25 protein-coding genes, 1 tRNA gene and 1 pseudogene are annotated in these 22140 nt (G+C 69.5%); 16 read left to right on the top strand and 11 right to left on the bottom strand.

Annotation, left to right across the window (positions count from 1 at the left end):
- On the bottom strand, window positions 1-615 hold the full coding sequence (locus BLW84_RS19335) for a DUF1707 SHOCT-like domain-containing protein (RefSeq protein WP_093267226.1): 615 nt from the start codon (window positions 613-615) through the stop codon (window positions 1-3).
- A gap of 183 nt (window positions 616-798) precedes the next feature.
- Between BLW84_RS19335 and fxsT the strand changes: the two genes are divergently transcribed.
- Complete coding sequence (gene fxsT / locus BLW84_RS19340; RefSeq protein WP_143060995.1) at window positions 799-2106, top strand: FxSxx-COOH system tetratricopeptide repeat protein; 1308 nt, start codon at window positions 799-801, stop codon at window positions 2104-2106.
- Window positions 2107-2125: 19 nt separating this feature from the next.
- Complete coding sequence (locus BLW84_RS19345; protein ID WP_093267230.1) at window positions 2126-2503, top strand: tetratricopeptide repeat protein; 378 nt, start codon at window positions 2126-2128, stop codon at window positions 2501-2503.
- Window positions 2504-2512: 9 nt separating this feature from the next.
- Here the strand turns inward: BLW84_RS19345 and BLW84_RS19350 are convergent, their stop codons facing one another.
- Window positions 2513-3601 (bottom strand): hypothetical protein, encoded by a 1089-nt coding sequence (locus BLW84_RS19350; RefSeq protein ID WP_093267232.1) that lies wholly within the window; start codon window positions 3599-3601, stop codon window positions 2513-2515.
- Window positions 3602-3728: 127 nt separating this feature from the next.
- On the opposite strand from BLW84_RS19350, the gene BLW84_RS19355 reads away from it, so the two are divergent.
- Window positions 3729-4343 carry an SRPBCC family protein gene (locus BLW84_RS19355; protein WP_093267233.1) on the top strand — a complete coding sequence of 205 codons (615 nt, stop codon included), beginning with the start codon at window positions 3729-3731 and terminating at the stop codon, window positions 4341-4343.
- On the opposite strand, the gene BLW84_RS50135 is transcribed toward BLW84_RS19355, so the two are convergent.
- Both BLW84_RS50135 and BLW84_RS19360 read right to left on the bottom strand, forming a co-directional pair.
- Window positions 4312-5070, bottom strand: coding sequence for an MFS transporter (locus BLW84_RS50135; protein ID WP_342743162.1), 759 nt, complete (start codon window positions 5068-5070; stop codon window positions 4312-4314). The genes BLW84_RS19355 and BLW84_RS50135 overlap by 32 nt on opposite strands.
- Window positions 5019-5648: pseudogene (locus BLW84_RS19360) on the bottom strand (MFS transporter); the annotation flags it as partial. The pseudogene BLW84_RS19360 and the gene BLW84_RS50135, both read right to left, overlap by 52 nt.
- Here BLW84_RS19360 and BLW84_RS19365 point away from each other — a divergent pair.
- Together BLW84_RS19365 and BLW84_RS19370 are read left to right on the top strand one after the other, a co-directional pair.
- Window positions 5620-6633 carry a GlxA family transcriptional regulator gene (locus tag BLW84_RS19365; RefSeq protein ID WP_093267235.1) on the top strand — a complete coding sequence of 338 codons (1014 nt, stop codon included), beginning with the start codon at window positions 5620-5622 and terminating at the stop codon, window positions 6631-6633. The pseudogene BLW84_RS19360 and the gene BLW84_RS19365 sit on opposite strands and share 29 nt — an antisense overlap.
- Window positions 6634-6688: 55 nt before the next feature.
- Entirely contained in the window at window positions 6689-7474 is a 786-nt protein-coding gene (locus tag BLW84_RS19370) for an SDR family NAD(P)-dependent oxidoreductase (RefSeq protein WP_093267237.1), read from the top strand.
- Between the two features lie 143 nt (window positions 7475-7617).
- On the opposite strand, the gene BLW84_RS19375 is transcribed toward BLW84_RS19370, so the two are convergent.
- The 3 genes from BLW84_RS19375 to BLW84_RS19385 form a co-directional block, all read right to left on the bottom strand.
- Window positions 7618-8088 (bottom strand): YbaK/EbsC family protein, encoded by a 471-nt coding sequence (locus BLW84_RS19375; protein WP_093267238.1) that lies wholly within the window; start codon window positions 8086-8088, stop codon window positions 7618-7620.
- Between the two features lie 86 nt (window positions 8089-8174).
- A complete protein-coding gene (locus BLW84_RS19380) occupies window positions 8175-9356 on the bottom strand; it encodes a cytochrome P450 (RefSeq protein ID WP_093267240.1) in 1182 nt (393 codons plus the stop codon).
- Between the two features lie 34 nt (window positions 9357-9390).
- Window positions 9391-10083, bottom strand: coding sequence for a TetR/AcrR family transcriptional regulator (locus tag BLW84_RS19385; RefSeq protein ID WP_093267241.1), 693 nt, complete (start codon window positions 10081-10083; stop codon window positions 9391-9393).
- Between the two features lie 269 nt (window positions 10084-10352).
- Between BLW84_RS19385 and BLW84_RS19390 the strand changes: the two genes are divergently transcribed.
- Entirely contained in the window at window positions 10353-10547 is a 195-nt protein-coding gene (locus BLW84_RS19390) for an antitoxin (protein WP_093267242.1), read from the top strand.
- Between the two features lie 531 nt (window positions 10548-11078).
- Here the strand turns inward: BLW84_RS19390 and BLW84_RS19395 are convergent.
- Window positions 11079-12044: a prephenate dehydrogenase gene (locus BLW84_RS19395; protein ID WP_093267244.1), complete on the bottom strand. Its 966-nt coding sequence runs from the start codon at window positions 12042-12044 to the stop codon at window positions 11079-11081.
- Window positions 12045-12166: 122 nt separating this feature from the next.
- On the opposite strand from BLW84_RS19395, the gene BLW84_RS19400 reads away from it, so the two are divergent.
- The 5 genes from BLW84_RS19400 to BLW84_RS19420 all read left to right on the top strand — a co-directional run bounded on the left by BLW84_RS19400 (window position 12167) and on the right by BLW84_RS19420 (window position 16213).
- Complete coding sequence (locus BLW84_RS19400; protein ID WP_093267246.1) at window positions 12167-12655, top strand: tRNA adenosine deaminase-associated protein; 489 nt, start codon at window positions 12167-12169, stop codon at window positions 12653-12655.
- Window positions 12652-13128, top strand: coding sequence for a nucleoside deaminase (locus BLW84_RS19405; RefSeq protein WP_093267248.1), 477 nt, complete (start codon window positions 12652-12654; stop codon window positions 13126-13128). Before BLW84_RS19400 ends, BLW84_RS19405 begins: the two co-directional genes overlap by 4 nt.
- 136 nt (window positions 13129-13264) lie before the next feature.
- Window positions 13265-13825: an RNA polymerase sigma factor gene (locus BLW84_RS19410; protein WP_093267249.1), complete on the top strand. Its 561-nt coding sequence runs from the start codon at window positions 13265-13267 to the stop codon at window positions 13823-13825.
- 44 nt (window positions 13826-13869) lie between these two features.
- Window positions 13870-13955: transfer RNA gene (locus BLW84_RS19415), tRNA-Ser, on the top strand.
- Window positions 13956-14425: 470 nt separating this feature from the next.
- Window positions 14426-16213: an endonuclease/exonuclease/phosphatase family protein gene (locus tag BLW84_RS19420; protein ID WP_093267251.1), complete on the top strand. Its 1788-nt coding sequence runs from the start codon at window positions 14426-14428 to the stop codon at window positions 16211-16213.
- Window positions 16214-16378: 165 nt separating this feature from the next.
- Here the strand turns inward: BLW84_RS19420 and BLW84_RS19425 are convergent, their stop codons facing one another.
- Entirely contained in the window at window positions 16379-17746 is a 1368-nt protein-coding gene (locus BLW84_RS19425; RefSeq protein WP_093267253.1) for an FAD-binding oxidoreductase, read from the bottom strand.
- 675 nt (window positions 17747-18421) lie between these two features.
- On the opposite strand from BLW84_RS19425, the gene BLW84_RS19430 reads away from it, so the two are divergent.
- Entirely contained in the window at window positions 18422-18964 is a 543-nt protein-coding gene (locus tag BLW84_RS19430; RefSeq protein WP_093267255.1) for an NUDIX hydrolase, read from the top strand.
- A 4-nt stretch (window positions 18965-18968) separates the two neighbouring features.
- Here the strand turns inward: BLW84_RS19430 and BLW84_RS19435 are convergent, their stop codons facing one another.
- Window positions 18969-20084, bottom strand: coding sequence for an NsdA family TPR-like regulatory protein (locus tag BLW84_RS19435; protein WP_245761244.1), 1116 nt, complete (start codon window positions 20082-20084; stop codon window positions 18969-18971).
- Window positions 20085-20235: 151 nt separating this feature from the next.
- Between BLW84_RS19435 and BLW84_RS46280 the strand changes: the two genes are divergently transcribed.
- The gene (locus BLW84_RS46280; protein ID WP_143060997.1) at window positions 20236-20439 is read left to right on the top strand and encodes a hypothetical protein; all 204 of its coding nucleotides are present in this window, start codon (window positions 20236-20238) and stop codon (window positions 20437-20439) included.
- Window positions 20440-20450: 11 nt separating this feature from the next.
- Here the strand turns inward: BLW84_RS46280 and BLW84_RS19440 are convergent, their stop codons facing one another.
- Complete coding sequence (locus BLW84_RS19440; RefSeq protein WP_093267256.1) at window positions 20451-20798, bottom strand: GntR family transcriptional regulator; 348 nt, start codon at window positions 20796-20798, stop codon at window positions 20451-20453.
- Window positions 20799-20976: 178 nt separating this feature from the next.
- On the opposite strand from BLW84_RS19440, the gene BLW84_RS19445 reads away from it, so the two are divergent.
- The 3 genes from BLW84_RS19445 to BLW84_RS19455 are packed head-to-tail and all read left to right on the top strand — an operon-like array spanning window position 20977 to window position 22016.
- Complete coding sequence (locus BLW84_RS19445) at window positions 20977-21237, top strand: helix-turn-helix domain-containing protein (RefSeq protein WP_245761245.1); 261 nt, start codon at window positions 20977-20979, stop codon at window positions 21235-21237.
- A 1-nt stretch (window position 21238) separates the two neighbouring features.
- The gene (locus BLW84_RS19450) at window positions 21239-21640 is read left to right on the top strand and encodes a hypothetical protein (protein WP_093267258.1); all 402 of its coding nucleotides are present in this window, start codon (window positions 21239-21241) and stop codon (window positions 21638-21640) included.
- Between the two features lies 1 nt (window position 21641).
- Entirely contained in the window at window positions 21642-22016 is a 375-nt protein-coding gene (locus BLW84_RS19455; RefSeq protein WP_093267270.1) for a helix-turn-helix domain-containing protein, read from the top strand.
- The last annotated feature ends 124 nt before the right edge of the window (window positions 22017-22140 follow it).

A 22140-nucleotide genomic window follows, 5' to 3' on the forward strand; every position in this document is an offset into this window, starting at 1 on the left:
CTACTGTGGATCGCCGCGCCAGTGGGCCAGCCAGTTCTTCTTGGGCTTCGGGTGCTTGATGTCGTTGCCACCCATGAACGAGTAGGTGCGGATCCGGACGACCGGGGCGTTCGGCATCTCCGCGTCCTCGTCGACCTTGACCGAGTTGCCGCCCATGAAGTCCGTGGAGTCGACCACCACGCGCACGCCGCGCGGCACGATCACGTCGCTGCCGCCCATGATCGACACGAGCACGATCTCGATCTCCTGACCCGGCAGCGTCGCATCGCGCAGGTCGATCGTGGAGCCGCCCATCAGCGCGAAGTACCCGGACTTGCGGGGCACCCGCCAGCGGCCCTCGTAGTCGGAGCCGCCCATGATCGCGATCTTCCACTGGCGCTTGGTCTCGTCGGCGGGTTCGGCGGGCAGGTTCGACGGCGCGGCGGGCAGATCCGCCTCCAGCTCGGCGAGCTCGCCCCGCGTGACGGCCTGGTAGGCGGCGTCGACGCGGTCGGTGAACTCGGCCAGGGTCAGCCGTCCGGCCCCCACGGCCTCGGTGAGGCGCTGCGCGGTCTCGGCGCGTTCGGCGTCTGATGCGCGGAGGGACCGGTCGTCGCTCCCGTCTGTGCTGCTCATGCCAGCAGTCTAGAGCTCGAGTGGCCCCGCCACGTCCGGATACCAGACATTTCAGCATCCGAGTCCTATGTGGACCTCGTTGCTCGGGGGCATCCGTCGATCACGGCGCGGTACCCTGCTGGTTCGGCATCTCGTTCCGGCGCGTTTCGCAGTTTTCGACCGGGCAGCTGGGGGTTAGCTGGGGTGGACTTCTTCATCAGCCACGCGGGCCGGGACCGGGCGTGGGCGGAGTGGGTGGCCTGGCACCTGGTCGACGCCGGCTACACCGTCGAGCTCGACACCTGGGACTGGGTCGCCGGGGACAACTTCGTGACGAAGATGGCCGCCGCGCTCGACGGCGCCGAACGCGTCGTGGCCCTGTTCTCGCCCGCCTACTTCGAACCGCAGCGCTACACGACCGACGAGTGGGCCAGCGCTTTCGTGCACGACGAGGAGCAGCGTCCCAGGCTGTTGCCGCTGGTGGTGGAGGAGTGCGAGCCGCCGCAGCTGCTGCGCCCGCTGATCGCGCAGAAGCTCTTCGGGCTGGACGAGGACCAGGCCCGAAAGGCGTTGCTGGACGCGGCTCGCGGCCCGCAGCGCCCGGACGGGCGGCCGGAGTTCCCGCCCAGCGCGCAGGCCCGCGGCCAGGAGGCCGGATCCCGGCCGCGCGTTCCCGGGCACCCGCCGGCGGTGTGGAACGTGCCCGGGCGGAACTCGGACTTCACCGGCCGGGACGGCGTGCTGGTGCCGCTGCGGGAGCGGTTGCTCTCCGGAAAGAACACGCAGGTCCTGCACGGGATCGGCGGCGTCGGCAAGACGCAGCTGGCGATCGAGTACGCGCACGGCTTCGCCGCCGGGTACGACCTGGTGTGGTGGATCGACTCCGAGCGGACCGGCCTGATCAGCGAGCAGTTCGCGGCGCTGGCCGTCGCGGCGGGCCTGGTCGGCACGAACACCGACCACACCGCGGCGGAACTCGCGGTCCGCAAGTACTTCCGGGAGAAATCCCGCTGGTTGCTCGTCTTCGACAACGCCGAGGACCCGGGCGCCGTGCGGCCCTGGCTCTCCGGGGTAGCCGGGCACGTGCTGATCACCTCACGGAACCCGGCCTGGAACGAGATCGGGACGCGCACCGAGGTGCAGGAGTTTCAGCGGCAGGAGTCGATCGCGCTGCTGCGCTCCCGGCAACCCGGCCTCGCGGACGCCGAAGCCGACCGGCTCGCCGACGAGCTCGGCGACCTGCCGCTGGCGTTGGCGCAGGCAGGAGGCACGCTGGCGGAAACCGGCCTGTCGGTGCCGGAATACCTCCGGCTGCTGGCGAGCCGCACGAACGACGTGCTCAACGAGAAGCCGCCGAGCTCGTACCCGACGTCGCTGGCGGCTGCGGTGCGCGTGTCGATGGAGCGGCTGGCGGCGGATGAGCCCGCTGCGGTCGCGTTGCTCCAGGTGTGCGCGATGTTCGCGCCGGAGCCAATCCCGACCGACTGGCTGAGCAAACCCAAGGCTCGGTGAGGTCGACGAGGCATGCCGGTTGTGGAGGGAAACGTGGCAGCGGCGTCGTCGAGTGTTGGGTGAGGACCACCCTGGCACACTTATCGCGGCAGCTCACTACTGCAGAATCTTGATCAGAATGAATCGAGCAGCGCAAGCTCGACCATTGTTGGCCGATGTGCACAAGCGGCAGCAGAAGATCTTCGGGTCCGACAATCCGGACGTGCTGAGTACCTATTTGTCACTAGCAGTTGCGCTCTACAGAGTAGGAAAGGTCGGTCGGGCACGGCATGTGGCCGATAGCGTCATGGCCGGGTACCGGCGCAAGTTCGGAGAAGGTGCGGACCAGGTGCGGGATGCCGAGGAACAGCTGAAACCCATTCTCCGGGTCAAGTCTCGACCGTCGAAGCGGCGCTGATCTCCACGATCAGTGCGGTGCCAGCGCTCCCGCCACCCACAGCACGCCGAGGACGCACACGACGAGCGTGAAACCGCCTGCGTAGTGGCGGAATCGCGCTCGCCACGGCATCTGGCGAAGCACGATCATCACCGCCACCAGCGCCGTCAGGCCGACCGGCAGCAGCGCCCGCGCCGCCCGGTCGAACGACGTGAGCGGCAGGTACGTCTGGGCTCCGTAGAATGACAGGATCAGCGCCGGGAGCCCCAGGCCCGCGGCCGCCGCTGCGGCGAACAGGTTGAAGTTCTGCTGCGCTTCGGCGTCCTGCGCCACCGAGATCGTCGACATGCTGTCCTGCAACGAGTGCAGCCGCGCGGTTTCCTCCTCCAGCAGGCTGCTCATCGAACGGCAGTGCCGGATCGCGTTGTAGTGCATCCGGTCCAGGACCGGAGTTTCCGGGCCCGGCGGCTCGGCGGTCTCGCCGTGCCGGGGCGCCGACTCGTCGCGTCGCCAGAGGTCGTCGCGGATCGCCGCGCGCGCCTCGTCCCGGGCGCGGTTGAACGCGATCGACAGCTCGATGACCTCCGCGAGCAGCCGCCGCATCGGCTCCTGCTTGCGGTTGGCCAGCTGGTCGGCGAGCCGCCGTTCCAGCTCGTAGCGCAGCGCGCGGACCTTCGTGACCTCGTTGTGCGAGGACTCGGCCACCGCCTTGGCGAGGATGGCGGCCACGTCCTGCTCGTCGCCGTGCACCGGATGCGCAGGCTCGGTCAGCGAGGCGCCCAGCGCATCATCGAGCTGCGACCGCACGTCCTGCACCTGCGTCCAGCGATCGCGCTCCGACCACAGCGCCGTCACCAGGATCGTGACCGACGGTGCGGAGTCCGGCCGCACCGCGATGCGCATCCGGCCGGTGATCAGCTTGCGCGATCCGCGTTCGCCGATGAGCCGCAGCAGGGGAGCGGCGCGGTAGGCGGCGGTATCCGCTTGGCGGAAGGCGTCTTCTTCGTTCGGGAAACCGTGCTCTTCGGCGTGCTCGTAGCGGACCTTCGCCGACACGCCGAGCTCCGGCGCGTTCGCATCGCCCGTGAACAGGGGTAATTCCGCCTCCTGAGCACTCATGATCACATCCTAGGCGGCTCCCGCCCGCCGGTGTGGGGGACGGGCGACCCGGACGAGTCGGGAGCGAGCGGACCGCGGTTCGAGGCCGGATGATGGCCCGCGGGAGTCCGGACTGGGAGGCACCACAATGTTCGACATCACCAGGCAGGTCACCTCCGTGCAGCGCGTGGTCAGCCAGCACTCGGTCGTCGGTGGCGCGCAGGTCAGCGTGCTGCTGCGGCGCAACTACGTTGCCCCGATCGAGGAACTCTGGCGAGCCCTCACCGAACCGGACCTGTTGCGGCGCTGGTTCCTCCCGATCACCGGGGAGCTCCGGGAAGGCGGCCGCTACCAGTTCGAGGGGAACGCCGGCGGCCAGATCCTGCGTTGCGCGGCACCGCGCCTGGTGAAGATCACGTTCGGCGACGGCGTTCTGGAGCTGCGGCTCGCCGAGAGCGATGACGGCACCGGGCTCGAGATGATGCACTCGGTACCGATGGAGCCGATCAGCAGCGGCGCGGGCGCGTTGTTCGTCGGCCCCGGTTGGGACGTCGACCTGCTCGTCCTGGACCGGTACCTGCGGGGCGAGAACGTGCCGGGATGGGAGAACTCCGCTGCGGCGCAGGAGTTCTCCCGGCAGGCCATCAAGGCGTGGGCCGCCGCGACCGCGGATTCCGGCACGGCCGACGGCGACCAGATCGCCGCCGGGGTGGCCGCGGCGAGCGCCCGGTTCACGCCGGATCTGGACCAGACGACCGCCTGATCGCGAACGCCATCAGCGCCGCCGCGGCGCACAGCGCGGCGGCCCCGATCCAGACCGCGTCGTAGGAACCGAGCAGGTCCCGCGCCACGGCGCCGAAGTAGGCGATCATCCCGGCGCCCACCTGGTGCGCAGCGCTCACCCAGCCGAAGACGATCGCTCCGCCCGCCCCGAAGACCTGGCGGCACAGGGCGATCGTCGGCGGCACGGTGGCGACGTCGAGCAGCCCGAACAGGACGACGAAGCCGATCATGGCCGGCTGCACGGTCGGCCCGAACAGCGCGGGCAGCGCCAGCAGGGAAAGGCCGCGCAGCGCGTAGTAGCCGGCCAGGAGCAGCTGCGGGCTGAACCGGTCGGTGAGCCAGCCGGAACCGATCGTGCCGGCCACGTTCACCACGCCGACGACCGCGAGCAGTGAGGCCGCCATCGTGGTCGGCATGCCGTGATCGTGCGCGGCAGGGGCGAAGTGGGTCCACATGATCCCGTTGGTGGACGCCCCGCAGATCGCGAAAGTGCCCGCCAGCAGCCAGAACGGGCCGGTCCGCGCCGCGTCGAACAGCAGTCGCACCGCGCGCCGGGCCGCACCCGGCACCGGCTCCGGCTTCGCCTCGAAACCGTTGCGCCGTACGGGCGCAGGCCGAGATCGGCGGGGTGATCGCGCAGCACCGACCACGCCAGCGGCGCGGTGACCAGCGCGATCAGCGCGAGTCCCACGGTCGCCGAGCGCCACGTGAAGTGGTCGATGACCCAGGACATCACCGGCAGGAACGCGAACTGGCCGAAGACGCTGGCCGCGGTCAGCAGGCCGGTCACCAGGCCGCACCGGGCCACGAACCAGCGGTGCGTCACGGTCGCGGCGAACGCCATCGCCAGCGCGCCGCAACCGACGCCGACGAACAGCCCCCATCCCACGACCAGGTGCCAGGAATCGGAAACGACCGTGGTCAGCCCGGCGCCGGCGGCGATCAGCAGCAGCGCGGCCACGGCCACCCGGCGGATGCCGAAGCGGTCCATCAGCGCCGCGGAGAACGGCGCGGTCAGCCCGTAGAGCGCCATGTTCACCGAGACCGCGACGCCGATGGCGGCGCGCGACCAGCCGAATTCGTGGTGCAGCGGGGTGATGAGCAGCCCGGCGGTGGTGGCGCAGGCGCCCGCGCCGATGACCACCAGCGCGGTGACCGCGGCGACCCACCAGGCGCGGTGGATGCCCGTCCGGGTGGCTGTTTCGATCGTCATGCCCCGACCCTGCGCCGCCGCCCGCCGCGGAACGAGTGGCCTGATGGCCAACATGTGCAAGAATCGGGCCATGGCCGGTCGAGTAGCGGTGCTGGTCCGCCACGGCGTGATGCCGATGGAGCTGGGTCTGGTGCACCAACTGTTCGGGCGGGCGCTCTCGCCCGCCGGAGAACCCCTGTACGAGGTCGTGACCTGCGCACTCGTCCCCGGGATGGTGCGCACCGACGCGGACTTCCCGATCCACGTCGCGCACGGCCCCGAAGCGCTGGCCGAGGCGGACACCGTGATCGTCCCGGCGTCGCACGAGCCCGACGAGACCGAGACCGAAGGCCGGCTCGGCGCGGAGCTCGCCGCGGCGTTCGCGCTGATCCGGCCGGGCACCCGCATCGCATCGATCTGCACCGGGGTGTTCGTGCTGGCCGCGGCCGGGCTGCTCGACGGCCGCCGGGCGACGACGCACTGGCGGTCCTGCGACCAGTTCCGGCGGCTCTACCCGACGGTCCGGCTGGATCCCGACGTCCTCTACACCGACGACGGCGACGTGCTGACCTCGGCGGGCGAGGCGTCCGGGATCGACCTGTGTCTGCACATGATCCGGTGCGACCACGGCGCGGCGGTCGCCAACGAAGTGGCGCGGGCGACGGTGGTGCCGCCGCACCGCGACGGCGGGCAGGCCCAGTACATCCGGCGGCCGATGCCCGAACCGCAGTCCGCCTCGACCGCGCAGGCCCGGGCGTGGGCGCTGGAACACCTGGACCGGCCGCTGACGCTGCGCGAACTCGCCGCGCGGGAGTCGATGAGCGTGCGGACGTTCACCCGCCGCTTCCGCGACGAGGTCGGCGTCTCGCCGCTGCAGTGGCTCACCCAGCAGCGCATCGAGCGCGCCCGGCAGCTGCTGGAGGAGACCGACCTGTCCGTCGACCGGATCGCGGCGGACGCGGGTTTCGGCACCGCGGCCTCGCTCCGGCAGCACCTGCAGGCGACGCTCGGCGTGTCGCCCAGCGCCTACCGCGGCACCTTCCGGGGAACCCTTGCCGCCGTCCTCCCGCCTGGTTGAGGATCTGATGGTCAGACCACCGGGTCTGGTCGTCCACCTCGCGGGAGGAAACATCATGACGAATCGGCTCGCCAACCTCTTCCGGCTCGACGGGCGCAAGGCGGTCGTCGTCGGTGGTGGCAGCGGCCTCGGCCGGTCCAGCGCGGTGGCGCTGGCCGAGTTCGGCGCGCAGGTGATCGTCGCGGACGTGGATCCCGACGGCGCCGAGGGGACCGTGGAGGCGATCAAGAGCCTCGGCCACGAGGCGAGCCGGCGCGAGCTGGACGTGCGCGACGGCGCGCAGATCCAGCGGCTCGCGGAGGCCGAGGCGGACGCCGAGGTACTCGTCGTGACGCCCGGCATCAACGTTCGCAAGCGCCTGCTCGACACCGTCGACGAGGAGTTCGACCGCGTCGTGGACGTCAACCTGAAGGGCACCTACCGGCTGGTGCGGGACTTCGGCGCGCGGATGGCCGAGCGCGGCCGCGGCAGCATCATCACCTTCGCCAGCTTCCGAGCCGAGGTGGTCGAGCCGGGCCAGGGCATCTACGCCGCGACCAAGGCGGGCGTCGTGCAGCTCTCCCGCGCGCTGGCCGCGGAGCTGGGGCCGAAGGGCGTGCGGGTCAACGCGATCGCGCCCGGCCCGTTCGAGACGCCGCTGACCGAGCAGATCAAGTCCGACCAGACCTGGTACGGCGCGTACGCGGAGAAGACCGCGCTGAAGCGCTGGGCCGCCGCCGACGAAATCGCCGGAGCGGTGGTGTACCTGGCCTCGGACGCCGCGTCGTACGTCACGGGCAGCCTCCAGCTGGTGGAGGGCGGCTGGACGGCGATCGACGGCCGCTTCGAGCCCAACGTCTGATCAGCCGGCGACAGCGCAGGGTCGTGAGTGAATCATCCGGTAAGAACCGGAGTAACCGCTCACGAGCTGGTGCACGGGGTCGTGAGCGAGTTTTCCGGTAAGAACCGGAGTCAGCACTCACGACCCCCGCCGGGCCCGGCCGCTCAGGGCTTCTCGACCTCGGCGGCCAGGCCGCCGGTGATCCGCACCAGCTCGTCGAACGACGTCGGGAACATCGCGTGCTTCGCACCCGCGCCCGCCCACACCTCCGGGAAGTCGGCCAGCATCCGGTCCACCACCGTCCGGATCGGCCGCGGGTGCCCGACCGGGCCGACGCCGCCGACCGGCTGTCCGGTCACCTCCAGCACGAACTCCGGGGTCGCCCGGCGGATCTTGCGCACCCCGAGCAGCCGCGCGACGTGCTTGGTGTCCACCCGGTGCGCGCCGCTGGCGATGATCAGCAGCGGCTCGTCGTCGGCGGTGAAGATCAGGCTGTTCGCGATCGCGCCGAGCTCGCAGCCCAGCCGCTCCGCGGCCGCCGCCGCGGTCGGCAACTCCGCTTCGAACTCGACGACGGAACCGGCGGCGTCGAGATCGCGCAGGTGGGCGGTGAAGGTGTCGGTGGCATTGCTCATGCCGCGCAGGATTCCCCAGGCCGCCCGGCGGGAACAAGTCGTTTTACCCGGGCGGGTGCCGACGCCGGCACCCGCCCGGGCCGCCGTCAGCTCAGCAGCAGCGGGAGCCTGCTGACGCCGGTCATGTTGGGGCTGGGCAGGAACTCCGGGCCCTCGGCCGGATCGGTGCGCAGGTTCGGGAACCGGTCCAGCATGATGTTCAGCGCGATCCGGCCCTCCAGGCGGGCCAGCGGCGCGCCCAGGCAGAAGTGGATACCGCGGCCGAAGCCGATCTGCGGGTTCGGGTCCCGGCGGACGTCGAAGGCGTCCGGGTCGGTGAACTGCCGGGGGTCGCGGTTGGCGGCCGCGATCCACAGCATCAGCAGCTGGTCGGCCGGGATCACCGTGCCGCCGAGCTCGACCTCCCGGTTGGTCGCCCGGGACACCGCCGCGAACGGGCTGAAGTAGCGCAGCGACTCCTCGATCGCGGAGGGCACCAGCGACCGGTCCGCCCGCACCGCCGCGAGCTGGTCGGGGTGCGCGTCCAGGCACAGCACGGTGTTCCCGAGCAGCATGGTCGTGGTGATGTGCCCGGCGATCAGCAGCACCAGCCCGAAGTTGGCCACCTCGGTGTCGGTGAGCTGCGCGCCGTCCACCTCGGCCGCGACGAGCTTGCCCAGCAGGTCCTCGCGGGGCGTGCGCCGCCGCTCCCGCACGTGTCCGAGCAGGTACTCGGTCAGCTCCTGGACCTGCTCCATGGCCTTCGCCATGTACTCCTCCTGCTCCTTCGAGCGCTCCTTGAGGGAGAACTTGTTGGAGCTGGCGAGCATCGCGTCGACCCACTTCTTGAACAGGCCGCGGTCGCTGCTCGGCACGCCCAGCAGCTCCGCGATCACGATGACCGGCAGCGGGTAGGCCAGGTCCCGGACCAGCTCGGTCCGGTCGGACACGGCGTCGAGGAGCTCGTTGGTCAGCGCGGCGATCCGCGGCTCCAGGTCGGCGACGACCTTGGGCGTGAAGGCGTGGCTGACCAGCTTGCGGAGCTTGTGGTGCTCCGGCGGGTCCATCTGGACGAGGTTGCCCTCGTTGTTCCTGGCCAGCTCGGGCACCAGCCGCTGGGTGTCGGACGAGAAGGTGGCGGGGTCGCTGAGGGCTTGCAGGATTTCGGGGTATCCGTAGACGTTCCAGATCCCAGCCGCCGAATCGTGTTCGACCGGCTGCTCCGGTCGGACGCCGCGCAGCCAGAACTGCGCTTCGTTGATCCCCCAGGTGTCGGCGAGGGTCGTCATGTGTTGCCCCTTCCTGATGGACGAGCGCCGCCGATCAGGCGCGCTCGCTGGTTATCCCGGAGGTGTAGATCCACTTCCGGTAGTTCGCGTTGATCTCGTCGAAGAGCGCGCTGATCTCCGCTGCCGCCGCGGTCAGCGAGGAGCGGTCGGGTCCGTCGTCGGGCTCGAAGGCGCGGTGGATGGTCTGCGCCAGCGCCTCCGCCTTCGCCTGGTCGTCCAGGGCCTCGATGGCCGGGTTGAGGTTCTCCAGCAGGAAGAACCCGGTGACTGTGGCGTACAGCGAGAAGACCAGGTGCGGCACGTCGTCGCGCACCAGGCCGTACTTGGTGATCAGCTCGACGTAGCGGCCGGTGAACTCCTGGCCGCGGCTCTGCGCTTGGCCCTGCTTGAGGTTGCCGAGCAGCTCCGCGTCCCCGGTGACCAGCGCCCGCATCAGCGGCCGGCGCTGGGTGGCCAGGAACGAGGTCTGCATGAACCGGTGCGGCCGGACCTCTTCGGGATCGCGGCGCACGCGGTCGATGAGCTCGGCGGTCAGGCCCGCGGATTCGCGCAGGAACAGCGACTCGAACAGCCGCTCCTTGGTGCGCCAGTGCAGGTAGACGGTGCCCTTGCCGATGCCGGCCTGCCTGGCGATGTCCTCGATGGTCACCTTCCGGTAGCCCAGCCGAATCATCAGTTCCCCGGCCGCGTCGAGGATGCGGTCGGCGCGTTCGGTGGGCTGCGTCATGGGGCGTCTCCTGCCTTCGAGCTCGATCTGTTGACCAGATTTGAAATCTGGTCAACCGGTCATGAGGGCCACGATAGACCTCGCGGGGAAGATCGGGCAATGGCTCTCGGGACGACTTTGACGCGGTCTTGACGCATCACCCGGAAGCACCAACCCGTGCCTCCGCCGGGCGAACTCCGGCGCGCGCCGGCACCCGGGTGGGCTTAGGTTCGGCGGGCAGGCAGCACGCATACCGAAAGGGCTTTTCCGGCCGCTCCGAAGGGAGCACCATGGGATTCGGAGAGTTCAAGGGCCGCCTGCAAGATCTGGGCAAGGCGCACGGCGACAAGATCGAGCAGGGCTTGGACGAGGTGGCCGAAGCGGCGAAGGGAAAGTTCGGCCACGAGGACCAGATCGACAAGGCCGTCGAAAAGGGCAAGGAGTTCCTCGGCGGCGACGATCAGAGCCCCGGCGAGCAGCGCTAACGGAACATCGCCGCCCGACCCAAGCTGCCGAACGGGAAGAGGTGAGGGCCATCCCGCTCGCAGTGGTCGGAGCGGATCATGGAGAGGCCGCCCAACGCACAGGGCGGCCTCTCTTCGTGCCCAGCCCGGCACCTGGGCGAACGGCCCGAAGTCGATCCCCGTTTCAGGTGCGTCGGACCACGGCACGCCGGATGTTGGCGATTTCAATGAGGTTTTTCCAACCTCGATTTGCGTGGCGGTGCGGGTAGCGGAACCTCAGAGGCTCCCTGGTCTGTGGGTGCCCCTCCTGATGTATGTCCAATACACGGCGGAGGGGCCGTCCTCGCCGAGGGAACCCCGAAGGGGTGGGCACCGTGAACCCGCGGCGGCGCAAGTGTCGTAGGTGGGCTATGCGCCTGCGGCGCATGCGGCACCCCATCGACGTGCAGCTTTGCGGCTCGCGGCTGCGGGCTGACCAGGTTGAGAAAGGCTCATTGAAATCGCGGGAGCACGACGTCGGGAGCCTGACGTCAGGGGCCTTGCGTTGGGGTGTTACACCGGGATCTCCACCTCGGCGGTGGTCTCCGTGAGCGCTACTACTCGGCTGCCTCGCTCGCCGAGCTCTCGCAGGCGCTCCAGCGCCGTGTCGTTGAGCTGGACCGTTGCGCGCACTCGCTCGTTGATCGCGAGTTCGTCGAGCGTTCGGCGCGCTTCGTGGCCCGCGTCCACTGTGGATTTCAGGCCTCCGGTGGAGGCGAGGGAGCCGCGGGCCGCTCCGAGTCTGCCGAGAGCGTCGTCCACGGCGTCGAGCAGCGCGATCCGGTTGCCTTCCGTCATGGCCCGCACCAGCTCCGGCTCGCTGCCCGCGACCCGGGTGCCGTCGCGGAACGAGCCCGCCGCCAACGACAGCGCCAGCGGTCCGCCGTCGGCCCCGACCGCCGCGAGCACCGCCGCGAACACGTGCGGCAGGTGCGAGATGCGCGCGACCGCGAAGTCGTGCGAGGCCGCCGACGTCGGCACCACCTGCGCGCCGCAGTCGAGCGCGAGCCGGGCGGCCTCGGACCACGCGTCGAGAGTGGTGTCGTCCTCGATGGTCACGGCCCAGGCGGCCCCGGTGAACAGCTCGCCGGAACCCGCCGACCAGCCGGAACTCGACACCCCGGCCATCGGGTGACCGCCGGCGTAGCGGCCGGCGGGCAGCAGGCTGCGGACCTCGGCGTCGACCGGCTCCTTGACGCTCACCACGTCGGTCAGCCAGGCGCCGGGCGCGTGCTCGGCGACCTGCCGCAGCACCGCGCGCACGGCGGTCAGCGGCGTCGCGACGACCACGAGCGCCTCCTCCTCGGCGGCGCGGCGCAGGGCCGGTTCGACGTCGAGGACCTCGAAACCCTCGGCCCGGGCGCCGGCGGCGTCGGCTTCCGAGGTCGTGGTGCCCCAAGCGGGGCGTCCGGCGGTATTGGCGGCTCGCAGCACCGAGCCGCCGATGAGTCCCAGTCCGATCACGCACACGGCACGCATCGGTCCATCCTGCCCGAACTCTCCGTCGGTCACGTACCCGGTTGAGCGTGAATCAGTGCCCGGAAGGTTACGAGCGCGCAATAGTGCTTTCGGGTGGCGTTAGTACGCTCTACGGTGTCCTCATGACGGTGCAGGAGCCGGTCGCTGGCTTCGCCGTCGCCGTGGTGCGGGAGGACGGGCGATGGCGGTGCAGCACGATGGACCAAACGGTGCTGGCCGGCCTCGACGCCTCGATCACGGCGTTGCGCGAGCTGCGCTCCACCGGCGCGGTGTTCGGTATGTGCAATGTGGACGACGAGTTCTTCGTGCTGATCAGGCCGGTGCCCGGCGGCGTTGATCTGCTGCTGTCGGATGCGGCCGCGGCACTCGACTACGACATCGCGGCGGACGTCCTCGACCTGTTGCGCATCGACCCGCCCGATGAGGACGACGAAGAGGTCTGGCCGGAGGGCAACCTCGCGATCCTCTCCGATCTCGGGCTGCCCGAGGGCGAGCTGCTGGTGATCATCGAAGAGGTCGACCTCTACCCGGACGAGCAGCTGGAGATGATCGCCCAGCGCTGCGGCTTCGGGGACGACTTCGCGAAGGTGCTGGAGAAGCTGGAGCAGTGAGCACATCCGGTGTCCGCGCCGGCGACGCCGAGCTGGTGCGGGACGCGCTGCGGGTCGCCGCCGAAGCACCATCCACAGGGGACGTTCCGATCGGCGCGGTCGTGGTCGACCAGGCCGGGCGGGTCCTCGCGAGGGCGCACAACCAGCGCGAGGCGCTGCAAGACCCCACGGCGCACGCGGAGATCCTCGCGTTGCGCGCCGCTGCCGCCGTGCACGGCGACGGCTGGCGGCTGGAGGGCTGCACGCTGGCGGTCACCGTGGAGCCGTGCACGATGTGCGCGGGCGCATTGGTGCTGGCCAGGGTGGCCAGAGTGGTGTTCGGCGTGTGGGAACCGCGGACCGGCGCGGTGGGCTCGCTGTGGGACGTGGTGCGGGATCGCCGGCTCAACCACCGGCCGGAAGTCGTCGGCGGCGTGCTGGCCGACGAGTGCGCCGCGGTGCTGGAGGAGTTCTTCGCCGGGCACCGCGAGTAGCGTCAAGGTGTTGCAGATTTCGTCATATTCCACCGGTTTGGGGGGCCTGTCTTCGCCTCGATCACCCTTGCGGACTGTGACGATTGGTCGGTCCGCCTTCAACTAGGGCGAACTGATCGCGTTGCAGAGGGGTGACGTGGAGCCGAATGACGCAGTTCTGGCCGCGCGCATCGCGAACGGGGACACCGGTGCCTTCGAGCTGGTCGTGCGCCGGTACTCGGACGGGATACTCGGGATGTCGCTGCGGATGCTCGGAGACCGGGCCGAGGCCGAGGACGTGGTGCAAGACGTGTTCATGACGGCGTGGCGGCGGGCCGGTGAGCTCCTCGAGCCCGCCGCGCTGCGGACCTGGTTGTTCCAGATCGCGCGCCGACATTGCCTGATCGTGCTGCGCCGCAGACGGATACGCCGCACTGATCCCGTCGATGCGCTACCAGAGCACCGAGCCGCCGTGGGAGCCGCCACGGTGATCGCCGACCCGCAGCGAGCCGCGGAAGCGGGAGCGGGCGTGCTGGCGCTGCGGCACGCGCTCGCGGGCCTGCCGACCAAGCAGCGCGATGTCTGGGTCCTCGCGGAGGTCGACGGGCTGTCCTACTGCGAGATCGGCCAGCGTGTCGGCGCTGGTGAGCAGGCCGTTCGCGGCCGGCTGTCACGGGCCCGGGCCAGCCTCGCCGACAGGATGCGGGCCTGGCGGTGACCCCCTGTGCCGGGTCGGATCGGGGGACCGGTAGCCTAGTCGGCGGTAGCGTGTCCGAGCGGCCGAAGGAGCACGCCTCGAAAGCGTGTGAGGTTAACAGCCTCCGTGGGTTCGAATCCCACCGCTACCGCTCGACGAAGGGCCGGTCCTGATGGACCGGCCCTTCGTCTTTGTTCGGGAGCTGAGCCAGCCGGCGACTTCGGCGGCGACGACGCCAGGGGGCTGTGCGGCATCGGCCGTTTCGCGACTTCAGGGTCGACATCGTCTTCCGATCGACGTCTGAGGCATCCGACATAGTCGGTGAGCACTCACTAACCAGCAAGTTGGTGATCACCCACCAAGGTGTCAAGATCGAGCCCGGACCTGCACGGATGGCATGCCGTGGCGGGCGAGGAGAGCCCGATTGGCGGTTTCAGACGAAGATCGCGTACGCCCGCTCGACTGCGCGGTTGACGCGGGCCCGCAGCCGCGTGGCGGTCCTGCCGGAGGACCGGATCTTCGAGCCGTCCGGCGTCGCTTTGTTCATGTGATCGTGTGTCGCTCTTCGCTTCGGGCGGGTAGCTTCTCGTCGATCATGTCGCTTGGCGAGGGGAAGCCGAAGTGCGCGTCACGTCACTGCTTGCCGCCACCGGGGTGCTGCTGTCCATCGCACCCGCGGCGACCGCGGTAGCTCAGCAGCAGGCCCGGATCCACGACATCCAAGGCGCCACGCGGGTTTCGCCGCTGGTGGGCCGGCAGGTTACCGGGGTGCCGGGCGTCGTCACCGGGGTGCGCGGCTTCGGCCAGGCCCGCGGTTTCTGGTTCCAGGACACCGAGCCCGACGCGGACCCGCGCACCAGCGAGGGGCTGTTCGTGTTCACCGGCAACCAGACGCCGCAGGTCGCGGTCGGCGACGCGGTCGCGGTCGACGGGCGGGTCGTGGAGTACTACCCGGTGGCCTCGGGCGAGACGCCGGAGACCACGCCGAACCAGTCGGTCACCGAGCTCACCGGTGCGACCTGGCAGATCACCGGCAAGGGGAGCTTCCCGGCCGAGGCGGTCGGGCCGGAGACGGTCCCGGCGGAGTTCGCGCCGCAGGACGCCAACATCGACAAGCTCGACCTGGAGCCGCAGCGCTACGCGCTGGACTACTACGAGTCGCGCGAGGGCATGGTGCTGCGCGTGGACGACGCGCGCGTGGTCGGCCCGACCGACGCGTACCGCGCGCTGTGGATCACCAGCAAGCCCGAGCAGAACGCGAACGGCCGCGGCGGCACCACCTACACCGGCTACGACGAAGCGAACGCGGGCCGGCTCAAGGTCGAATCCCTCGCGGACGCGCCGTTCCCCGCCGCGAACGTCGGCGACCGGCTGCGCGGTGGCACCGAAGGGCCGCTGGACTACAGCCGGTTCGGCGGATACGTGCTGGAGGCCGCGCGGCTGGGCGAGCACGTGCCGGGCGGCCTGCAGCCGGAGACGACGCGGCCGCAGGGCCGCGGCGAGCTCGCGGTCGCCACGTACAACGTCGAGAACCTCGCCGCGGGCAGCGATCCGGCCAAGTTCGCCCGGCTCGCCGAAGGCGTCGTCGACGGGCTCGCGGCGCCGGACATCGTTGCGCTGGAAGAGGTCCAGGACAACTCCGGGCCGACCGACGACGGCGTGGTGGCCGCTGACGAGACGCTGCGGGCGTTCACCGACGCGATCGAGGCGGCGGGCGGGCCGCGCTACCAGTGGCGGCAGATCGACCCGCAGAACAACGCCGACGGCGGCCAGCCCGGCGGCAACATCCGGGTCGCCTTCCTGTACAACCCGGCTCGGGTGTCCTTTGTGGACCGCCCGGGTGGCGACGCGACGACGCCGGTGCACCCGGTGGAGAACGGCTCGCGGCTCGCGCTGAGCGCCTCGCCGGGGCGCATCGCCCCGGCCGACGAGGCGTGGCGGGACAGCCGGAAGCCGCTGGTGGGCGAGTTCCTGTTCCGCGGTCGGCAGGTGTTCGTGGTGGCCGACCACTTCGCCTCCAAGGGCGGCGACCAGCCGCTGCACGGCCGGTTCCAGCCGCCGGCGCGGGTCTCGGAGGAGCAGCGGGTGAAGCAGGCGCAGGCGGTGCGCGGCTTCGTCGACGAGGTGCGGGCGATCGACGACGAGGCCCGGATCGTGGTGCTCGGCGACCTCAACGACTACGGCTTCTCCCCGGCCCTGGCGCCGCTGACCGGGGCGCTGGTGCCGCTGGCCGACTCACTGCCGCCGGCCGAGCGCTACAGCTACGTCTACGAGGGCAACTCCCAGCAGCTGGACCACATCCTGGTGAGCCCGGCGATCACGGCGGAGTACGACGTGGTCCACATCAACGCCGAGTTCGCCGACCAGGCCAGCGACCACGACCCCCAGGTGGCCCGCCTGCGGTTCTGAGCGTCCGGCGGCCCGTGAGCGCTTTGTGCTGCCATAGCAACACAAAGCGCTTATGAGCTGTTCGGGCATACGTGTGCCGGGGATCCCACAGCGAGAAGGCGACAGCAACTCCCGCAGGGGGGCCGCTACCTGCACCGCCATGCAAAACGAGCCCGGAAATACGCTTCAGGGCCGGACGTTCTGGTTCAGGTGGAAGAGGTTCTCCGGGTCGTACGCCCGCTTCACCTGGACCAGCCGGCCGTAGTTGCCGCGGTAGTTCGCCTTGATCCGGCCTTGGTCGTCGCCGGCCATGAAGTTGACGTACCCGCCTTCCTCGGAGTGCGGCGCGGTCGCGGCGTAGTAGTCGCGCACCCAGGCGATGTTGGCGGCGTTGTCGGCCGGATCGGGCCACATCCCGGCGATCACCGTCGCGAAGTTCGCGTCCCGGTAGGCGAACGCCGTGGCATCCGGCGCGACCCGGTGGCAGGCGCCGTTGATCGGGTAGATGTGCACGGTCGAGTTCACCACCGGCACCCGCGGGCCGTGCTCGACGTGCGCGGCGATCATCTCGTCGGTCAGCTCGACGACAAAGTTGGCCTTCCAGTAGTGCTGGAGCCCCGGCGGGACGAGGACGTCGAAAGTCCCGTTGAGCAGCGGATAGGGCATCGGACCCAGATGCTCGGCGACGATCGGGGCGATGTCGCGCAGCGGCCGGACGGCGTCCGGTCCGGCATCGATGGGCCCGGCCCAGCACGCGACGATCGCGATCAGCGCGTCGCCGTGCCGGTCCTGCGGGATGAAGGGCAGCGGCGGGGCGATCTGGAAAGCGGGGAACATGCTGAGCCGCTCCGGGGCGTCGGCGATGATCTCGCGGTAGGCCCGCAGCACGTTCGGGATCTGGTCCAGCTCGAAGAAGATCAGGCCGCCGTAGATGTCGCGCACCGGGGTGAGCCGAAACTCGAACGACGTCACCACGCCGAAGTTGCCGCCCCCGCCGCGCAGCGCCCAGAACAGGTCGGCGTGCCGGTGCTCGTCGGCCACGACCAGCTCGCCGCCGGCGGTGACGACGTCGGCGGAGATCAGGTTGTCGCAGGTCAAACCCTGACCGCGGGCGAGGTGCCCGATGCCGCCGCCGAGCGTGAGCCCGCCGACGCCGGTGCTGGAGATGATGCCGCCGGTGGTGGCGAGCCCGAACGCGTGCGTCGCGGCGTCGACGTCGCCCCAGGTCGCGCCGCCCTCGGCCCGCACGGTCCGCGAACCCGGAACGACGCGCACGCCGCGCATCGGCGCCAGGTCGATCACGACCCCGTCGTCGCAGGTCCCGAAGCCAGGCACGCTGTGCCCACCGCCGCGCACGGCGAGGTCGAGCCCGTTCTCCCGCGCGTAGCCGACGGCGGCGGCGACGTCTCCGGCGTTGCGGCACTGCACAACGACTTGCGGGCGGCGGTCGATCATGGCGTTGTACACGCGGCGGGCCTGGTCGAACCCGGCATCGTCCCGGTCGATCACGGCCCCGCGAACCTGCTCCCGCAACTGCGCGACGGTAATCCCCACAACCGCAACGGTGCGGCGAACCCGCGCCAACGGACAGGGACGTACGGCCTGCGAGAACGCGAAAGAGCCCTGGCCGCGAATCCGCGGCCAGGGCTCTGACCAGCGGAGGATACGGGATTCGAACCCGTGAGGGCTATTAACCCAACACGATTTCCAATTCCGATGGCGCAGGTCAACACGGGTACCCAGCCGTACATCCGCGCTGGTCAGTGCCATTGCTGGAACAGTGGGGGGTGGTTGGTACGGGGGTGAACTGAGACGGAAACTGAGCCGATCACGGGAACGGCTGAGAGCGCGTGGACGCGCCGACGTGGCCCCCGTCTATGGCCCCTGCCGGTTCATGGCGTCTACGGCGAACTCAGCGCCTCATGAGAGGCACGCTGAGGCCCGCCGCTCGGCGATGGCTTCCGAGTCGGTTCGCTGGCTGATCGACGGCCTGCGGGCCACTGAACCGCACCGCTGTAGCCCTCTAGGTCTAGAGGTGCCTGCCTCTAGACCTAGAGGGCTCCCTAGACGCCCATCCTGGCCGTGACCAGCAACCTAGCGCCTAGAGGGCACGTCACGCCGAACCCCGGTTCGTCCGCCGGCGGGGGTATCACGGTGTCCCGCGAGCTGCCCCACTGTTCCAGCCTTCGGGTACTGACCGATTCACGTCAGCATGGGAGGATCAGCATTATGGCTACACAAGAGGGTGAATGGACCGTTCACGGCGAGCGGACCGTCTATGAAACCGAATGGGTTCGCGTCGGTCTGGCTGATATTTCACAGCCGTCCGGTGCTCGGTTCGAGCATCACACCGTGTGGTTTCCGCCGCCCGCTATGACCGTTCTAATTGATGATTCTGGCGAGAATGTCCTGATGGCCTGGCGGCATCGGTTTGCCCCCGACATCTGGAATTGGGAGCTGCCGGGTGGAATTATCGATGCAGGCGAGGATCCACGCGATACAGCCCTGCGGGAACTGGTCGAAGAGACTGGATACAGGCCGCGGTCGCTGGAGCCGATTGTCACGTTTGAGCCCGCAGTAGGGATGCTCAGGAATCCGAACCACGTATTCCTCGGTCGGGGCGCTGAATTGGTCGGCGACGCAACTGAGGTCAACGAGGGCAAGTTCGAATGGGTTCCGCTATCCGAAGTTCCAGGCCTGATCGCGCAGGGGAAAATCCAGAACTCGGGAACGCTAATCGGGCTACTTCACTATCTGGCCCTAAACGGGTAATGAGCTAGATCAGAAGCTTGGCGATTCGCGCCCGCTGCCGTGCCGAACCTGCGCTTCCTGCCAGTTCGGCCGCTCGCATCGCTTGCCGCCTGGAGCCCTCGGCATCACCGCGGCTGCGCAGCGCTAGGGCAAGGTCAACCCGCAGGCCCGTCTCGGCGCGCTTCGACGTGAGGGCCTGGCTGCCTTCCAGGGCGGCAGTCAGGTCGTTCACGGCTTCATCTGCGCCAAGCCGCGCCAGGCAGTGCCCACGCCACCGGGCAAGGTGCGTTCCGTTCAGCATGAGGTACGGCAGGTCAGGGTCGGTGTCGCCATCCGGGAGCACGTTGGCCGCCTGGTCCAACAGCTTGAGCGCCTGGTAGTGCTCACCGGTGGCCGCGAGGAACTCGGCCTCAGCAGCCGCGAGCCACGCCCGAAGACGCGGCGGAATGCGGCGTACGACGTCAGGAGTGTGGGCGTACTGCACCAGCTCCACCGCGTCGCTGGCCCGGCCGGCATCGAGCAGCGCGTAGGCCTGCTGCGCCGTCACATGCGCGAGGACTGCGGGACTTTCACCCTGCGCAGCAGCCAATTTCGCGACGTCGTGCAGGTTCCATGCCTTCGCTATATCGCCAGCATCCAATGTCTGCCACCCTGCCAGCGCTGCGCCTTCAGCAAGAGCGACTGCGGCCGACGTCGTGTGCTTACCCGGCAGCGCGGTACGAAGCAGGTTCTGCATGTGCTCCACGTGCGCGACGGTCTGCGGGATGATCGCCGCGCCGACCTTCCGGTCCATGTGCCGGTAGTGGTCGGTCTGCACTTCCAGCAGCTCTACGACCTCCGGATCAAGCCGCGCAACTTCGAGCACTGACGAGGGTTCCAGTAGCAACGGAGGCGGGGGCACTTCTACGAACCCGAGCGCGGCGGGCGGTGCCTCGAATACCTCGCACAGCTCATCGCGCCAGTCCACGGGGAGAACTCGGCCCTTCTCCCACTCCGTGTACATGCGCTTCAGGCTGTCTTCTTTCGGCGGCATCTTGCCGCGACGTCGGCGCGCTTCCCGAAGCTTGGCGCGAATCTCAGACTGCGACGCACCGCGGGTAAGGCGTGCCCGCTTCAGCGCCGTCATCTCCGCGTCGTCCACATCTCCCCCGCGTTTCCCCTGGTCACGAGCTGGTGAGCCGATGGACTCACCTTCGACTCACCAGGGACTCATCTCCCCATCTTCCCAAAGAAATCGGATTCTTGAGGCACGCCAGGGAAAACAGTCAACAAAGTGGACGGAGGAGCAGGCCATGGCAAAGAACTCGTTTCCGGTCATGCCGAAGGCAGGCGGGGGAGCGCTATCGAAGGCGTTTTGGGGCCTAGTGGTCGTGGCGCTCGTGGTGCTGGTTGTCAAGTACCCCAACGACGCCGCCGTGTTCGTGCACGGGATGTTCGGCGTGATCGGCGACGCCGTCGGGGGACTTGTCGAGTTCTTCCGGGGTGTCGCGAAGTGATGGCCGGCGGGCTAGCCGCGCAGCTTCCTCTCCACCTGCTCCAGGCGGCGGGTGACGTCGGCGAGCTTCGCGTAGAGGTCCGAGATGGCTTCGGCCTGGTCGGCTTCCGACTCAGCTTCGAGGGGCTGGGTTCGGACGAACGACCCCTGACCGTGCCGGATCACGATGAGCCCGTCGGATTGCAGATCACCGAATGCGCGTTTCACGGTCCCGACGGAGACCCCGTACTCCTCGGCGACGGCGCCATAGCTCGGCAGCTTGTCGCCTGGTCCGTAGGTGCCGTTGTCGATGTCGGTGCGGAGCCCTTCGAGGACCTGCCGGAACGGGGGCCTCGGGTCGTCATGACTGAGTTTCGGCATGTCAGAGAGGGTACCGCGAGTCACCTCAGTCAGTCATCAAAGACTCTGTTGACTCTGTTGTCTCAGTTTTGCTATCGTTTCTCTCGTGCCCCTGATTCCCCAGGGAGTCAGGGGCACGAGAAAGCCCCGACCGGTGCTGCAACACCAGCCGGGGCGCACATCGAAGGTTGGAGACCTGATGCGGTTCGAGGGTAGCGCGATCTACCGAGTCAAGGCAGTAGCCGAGATGTTCGACGTTTCGGTGAACACGATCTACCGGGCGATCGAGTCCGGTGAGCTGGACGCGCTGAAGCTGGGCACGGGCAAGGGCACGCTGCGGATCCCCGGTGGGGCGTTGAACGCCTACGTGGAGAAGTGCTCGCAGGCCGCCTACGAGGCGTTCGTGACCGGTGACGAGTCGGCCTCCGCCGACGACCAGGAGATCGGGGAGGTGGCCTGACATGCGGTTCAACAAGGACCAGGCGCAGGGCATGGTGGGCGAGAACCACGCGAAGTTCTTCCCGACGCACCGGGAGGGCAACGACACCCCGGTCGTGATGCAGGTCAGCATGAGTCTGCCGGTGTCGCTGGAGGACATCGAGGCGGTGCTGTGGATCGCGGTCAACGGCGGCATGACGTTGGACGAGCGGGAGCTCGGTGACGACGCGTTCGCACACGAGATGGTGCTGGAGACGTTCCTGCACGAGGGGTCCAACCGTGTGTACGAGGCCCGGTTGGACATCGAGGAGATCAAGCCCGGTGGCGGTGATTGGGCGCTGCTGATGATGGTGCGCAAGCGGGTCCGTGAGCTGTACGGGCGGCCGAGCGTGCCGACGCCGCGCCGCGAGCTGGCGGGGGCGTGAGATGGCGGCGCGATTGCGCGAGTTCCGCGCCGCACGGGGCTGGGCACAGCGGCAGCTGCTGGCCAGCCTCGTGGAGGCCGCCGGTCGCCGGGGTATCCGGATCCACTCGGCCGGGACGCTGCCGGGGCTGATCTCGGAGTGGGAACGCGGCCTGCGGGTGGTGTCGGTGACCTACCAGCAGCTGTTCAGCGACGTCTACGACGCGTCGGCCGAGGAGCTGGGCATCGCCGGGGAGTGGTCCCGGAATCACCCGGTGGTCACCCGCGCCGACATCGCCAACGCCACTCCGACCCCGCACGCGATCTCCAACCCGAAAGACCCGCTGATCGGCGGTCTGTCGGGCGCGGAGCGGATCGAGCTGGAAGGGGTGGCGTGATGTCGCGGGAGGCAGTGACCCGGCACGGCATGGTGACCGCGCTCTACGCCTGCCCCTTGACCCACGCCGAGCTCCAGGGCGCGGAGATCTCCGACCTGGCGCGCTTCATCGGGCACCTGCACCT

Origin of the sequence: Saccharopolyspora shandongensis (genome assembly GCF_900106995.1) — a bacterium.
In the GTDB taxonomy this organism is placed as follows: domain Bacteria; phylum Actinomycetota; class Actinomycetes; order Mycobacteriales; family Pseudonocardiaceae; genus Saccharopolyspora; species Saccharopolyspora shandongensis.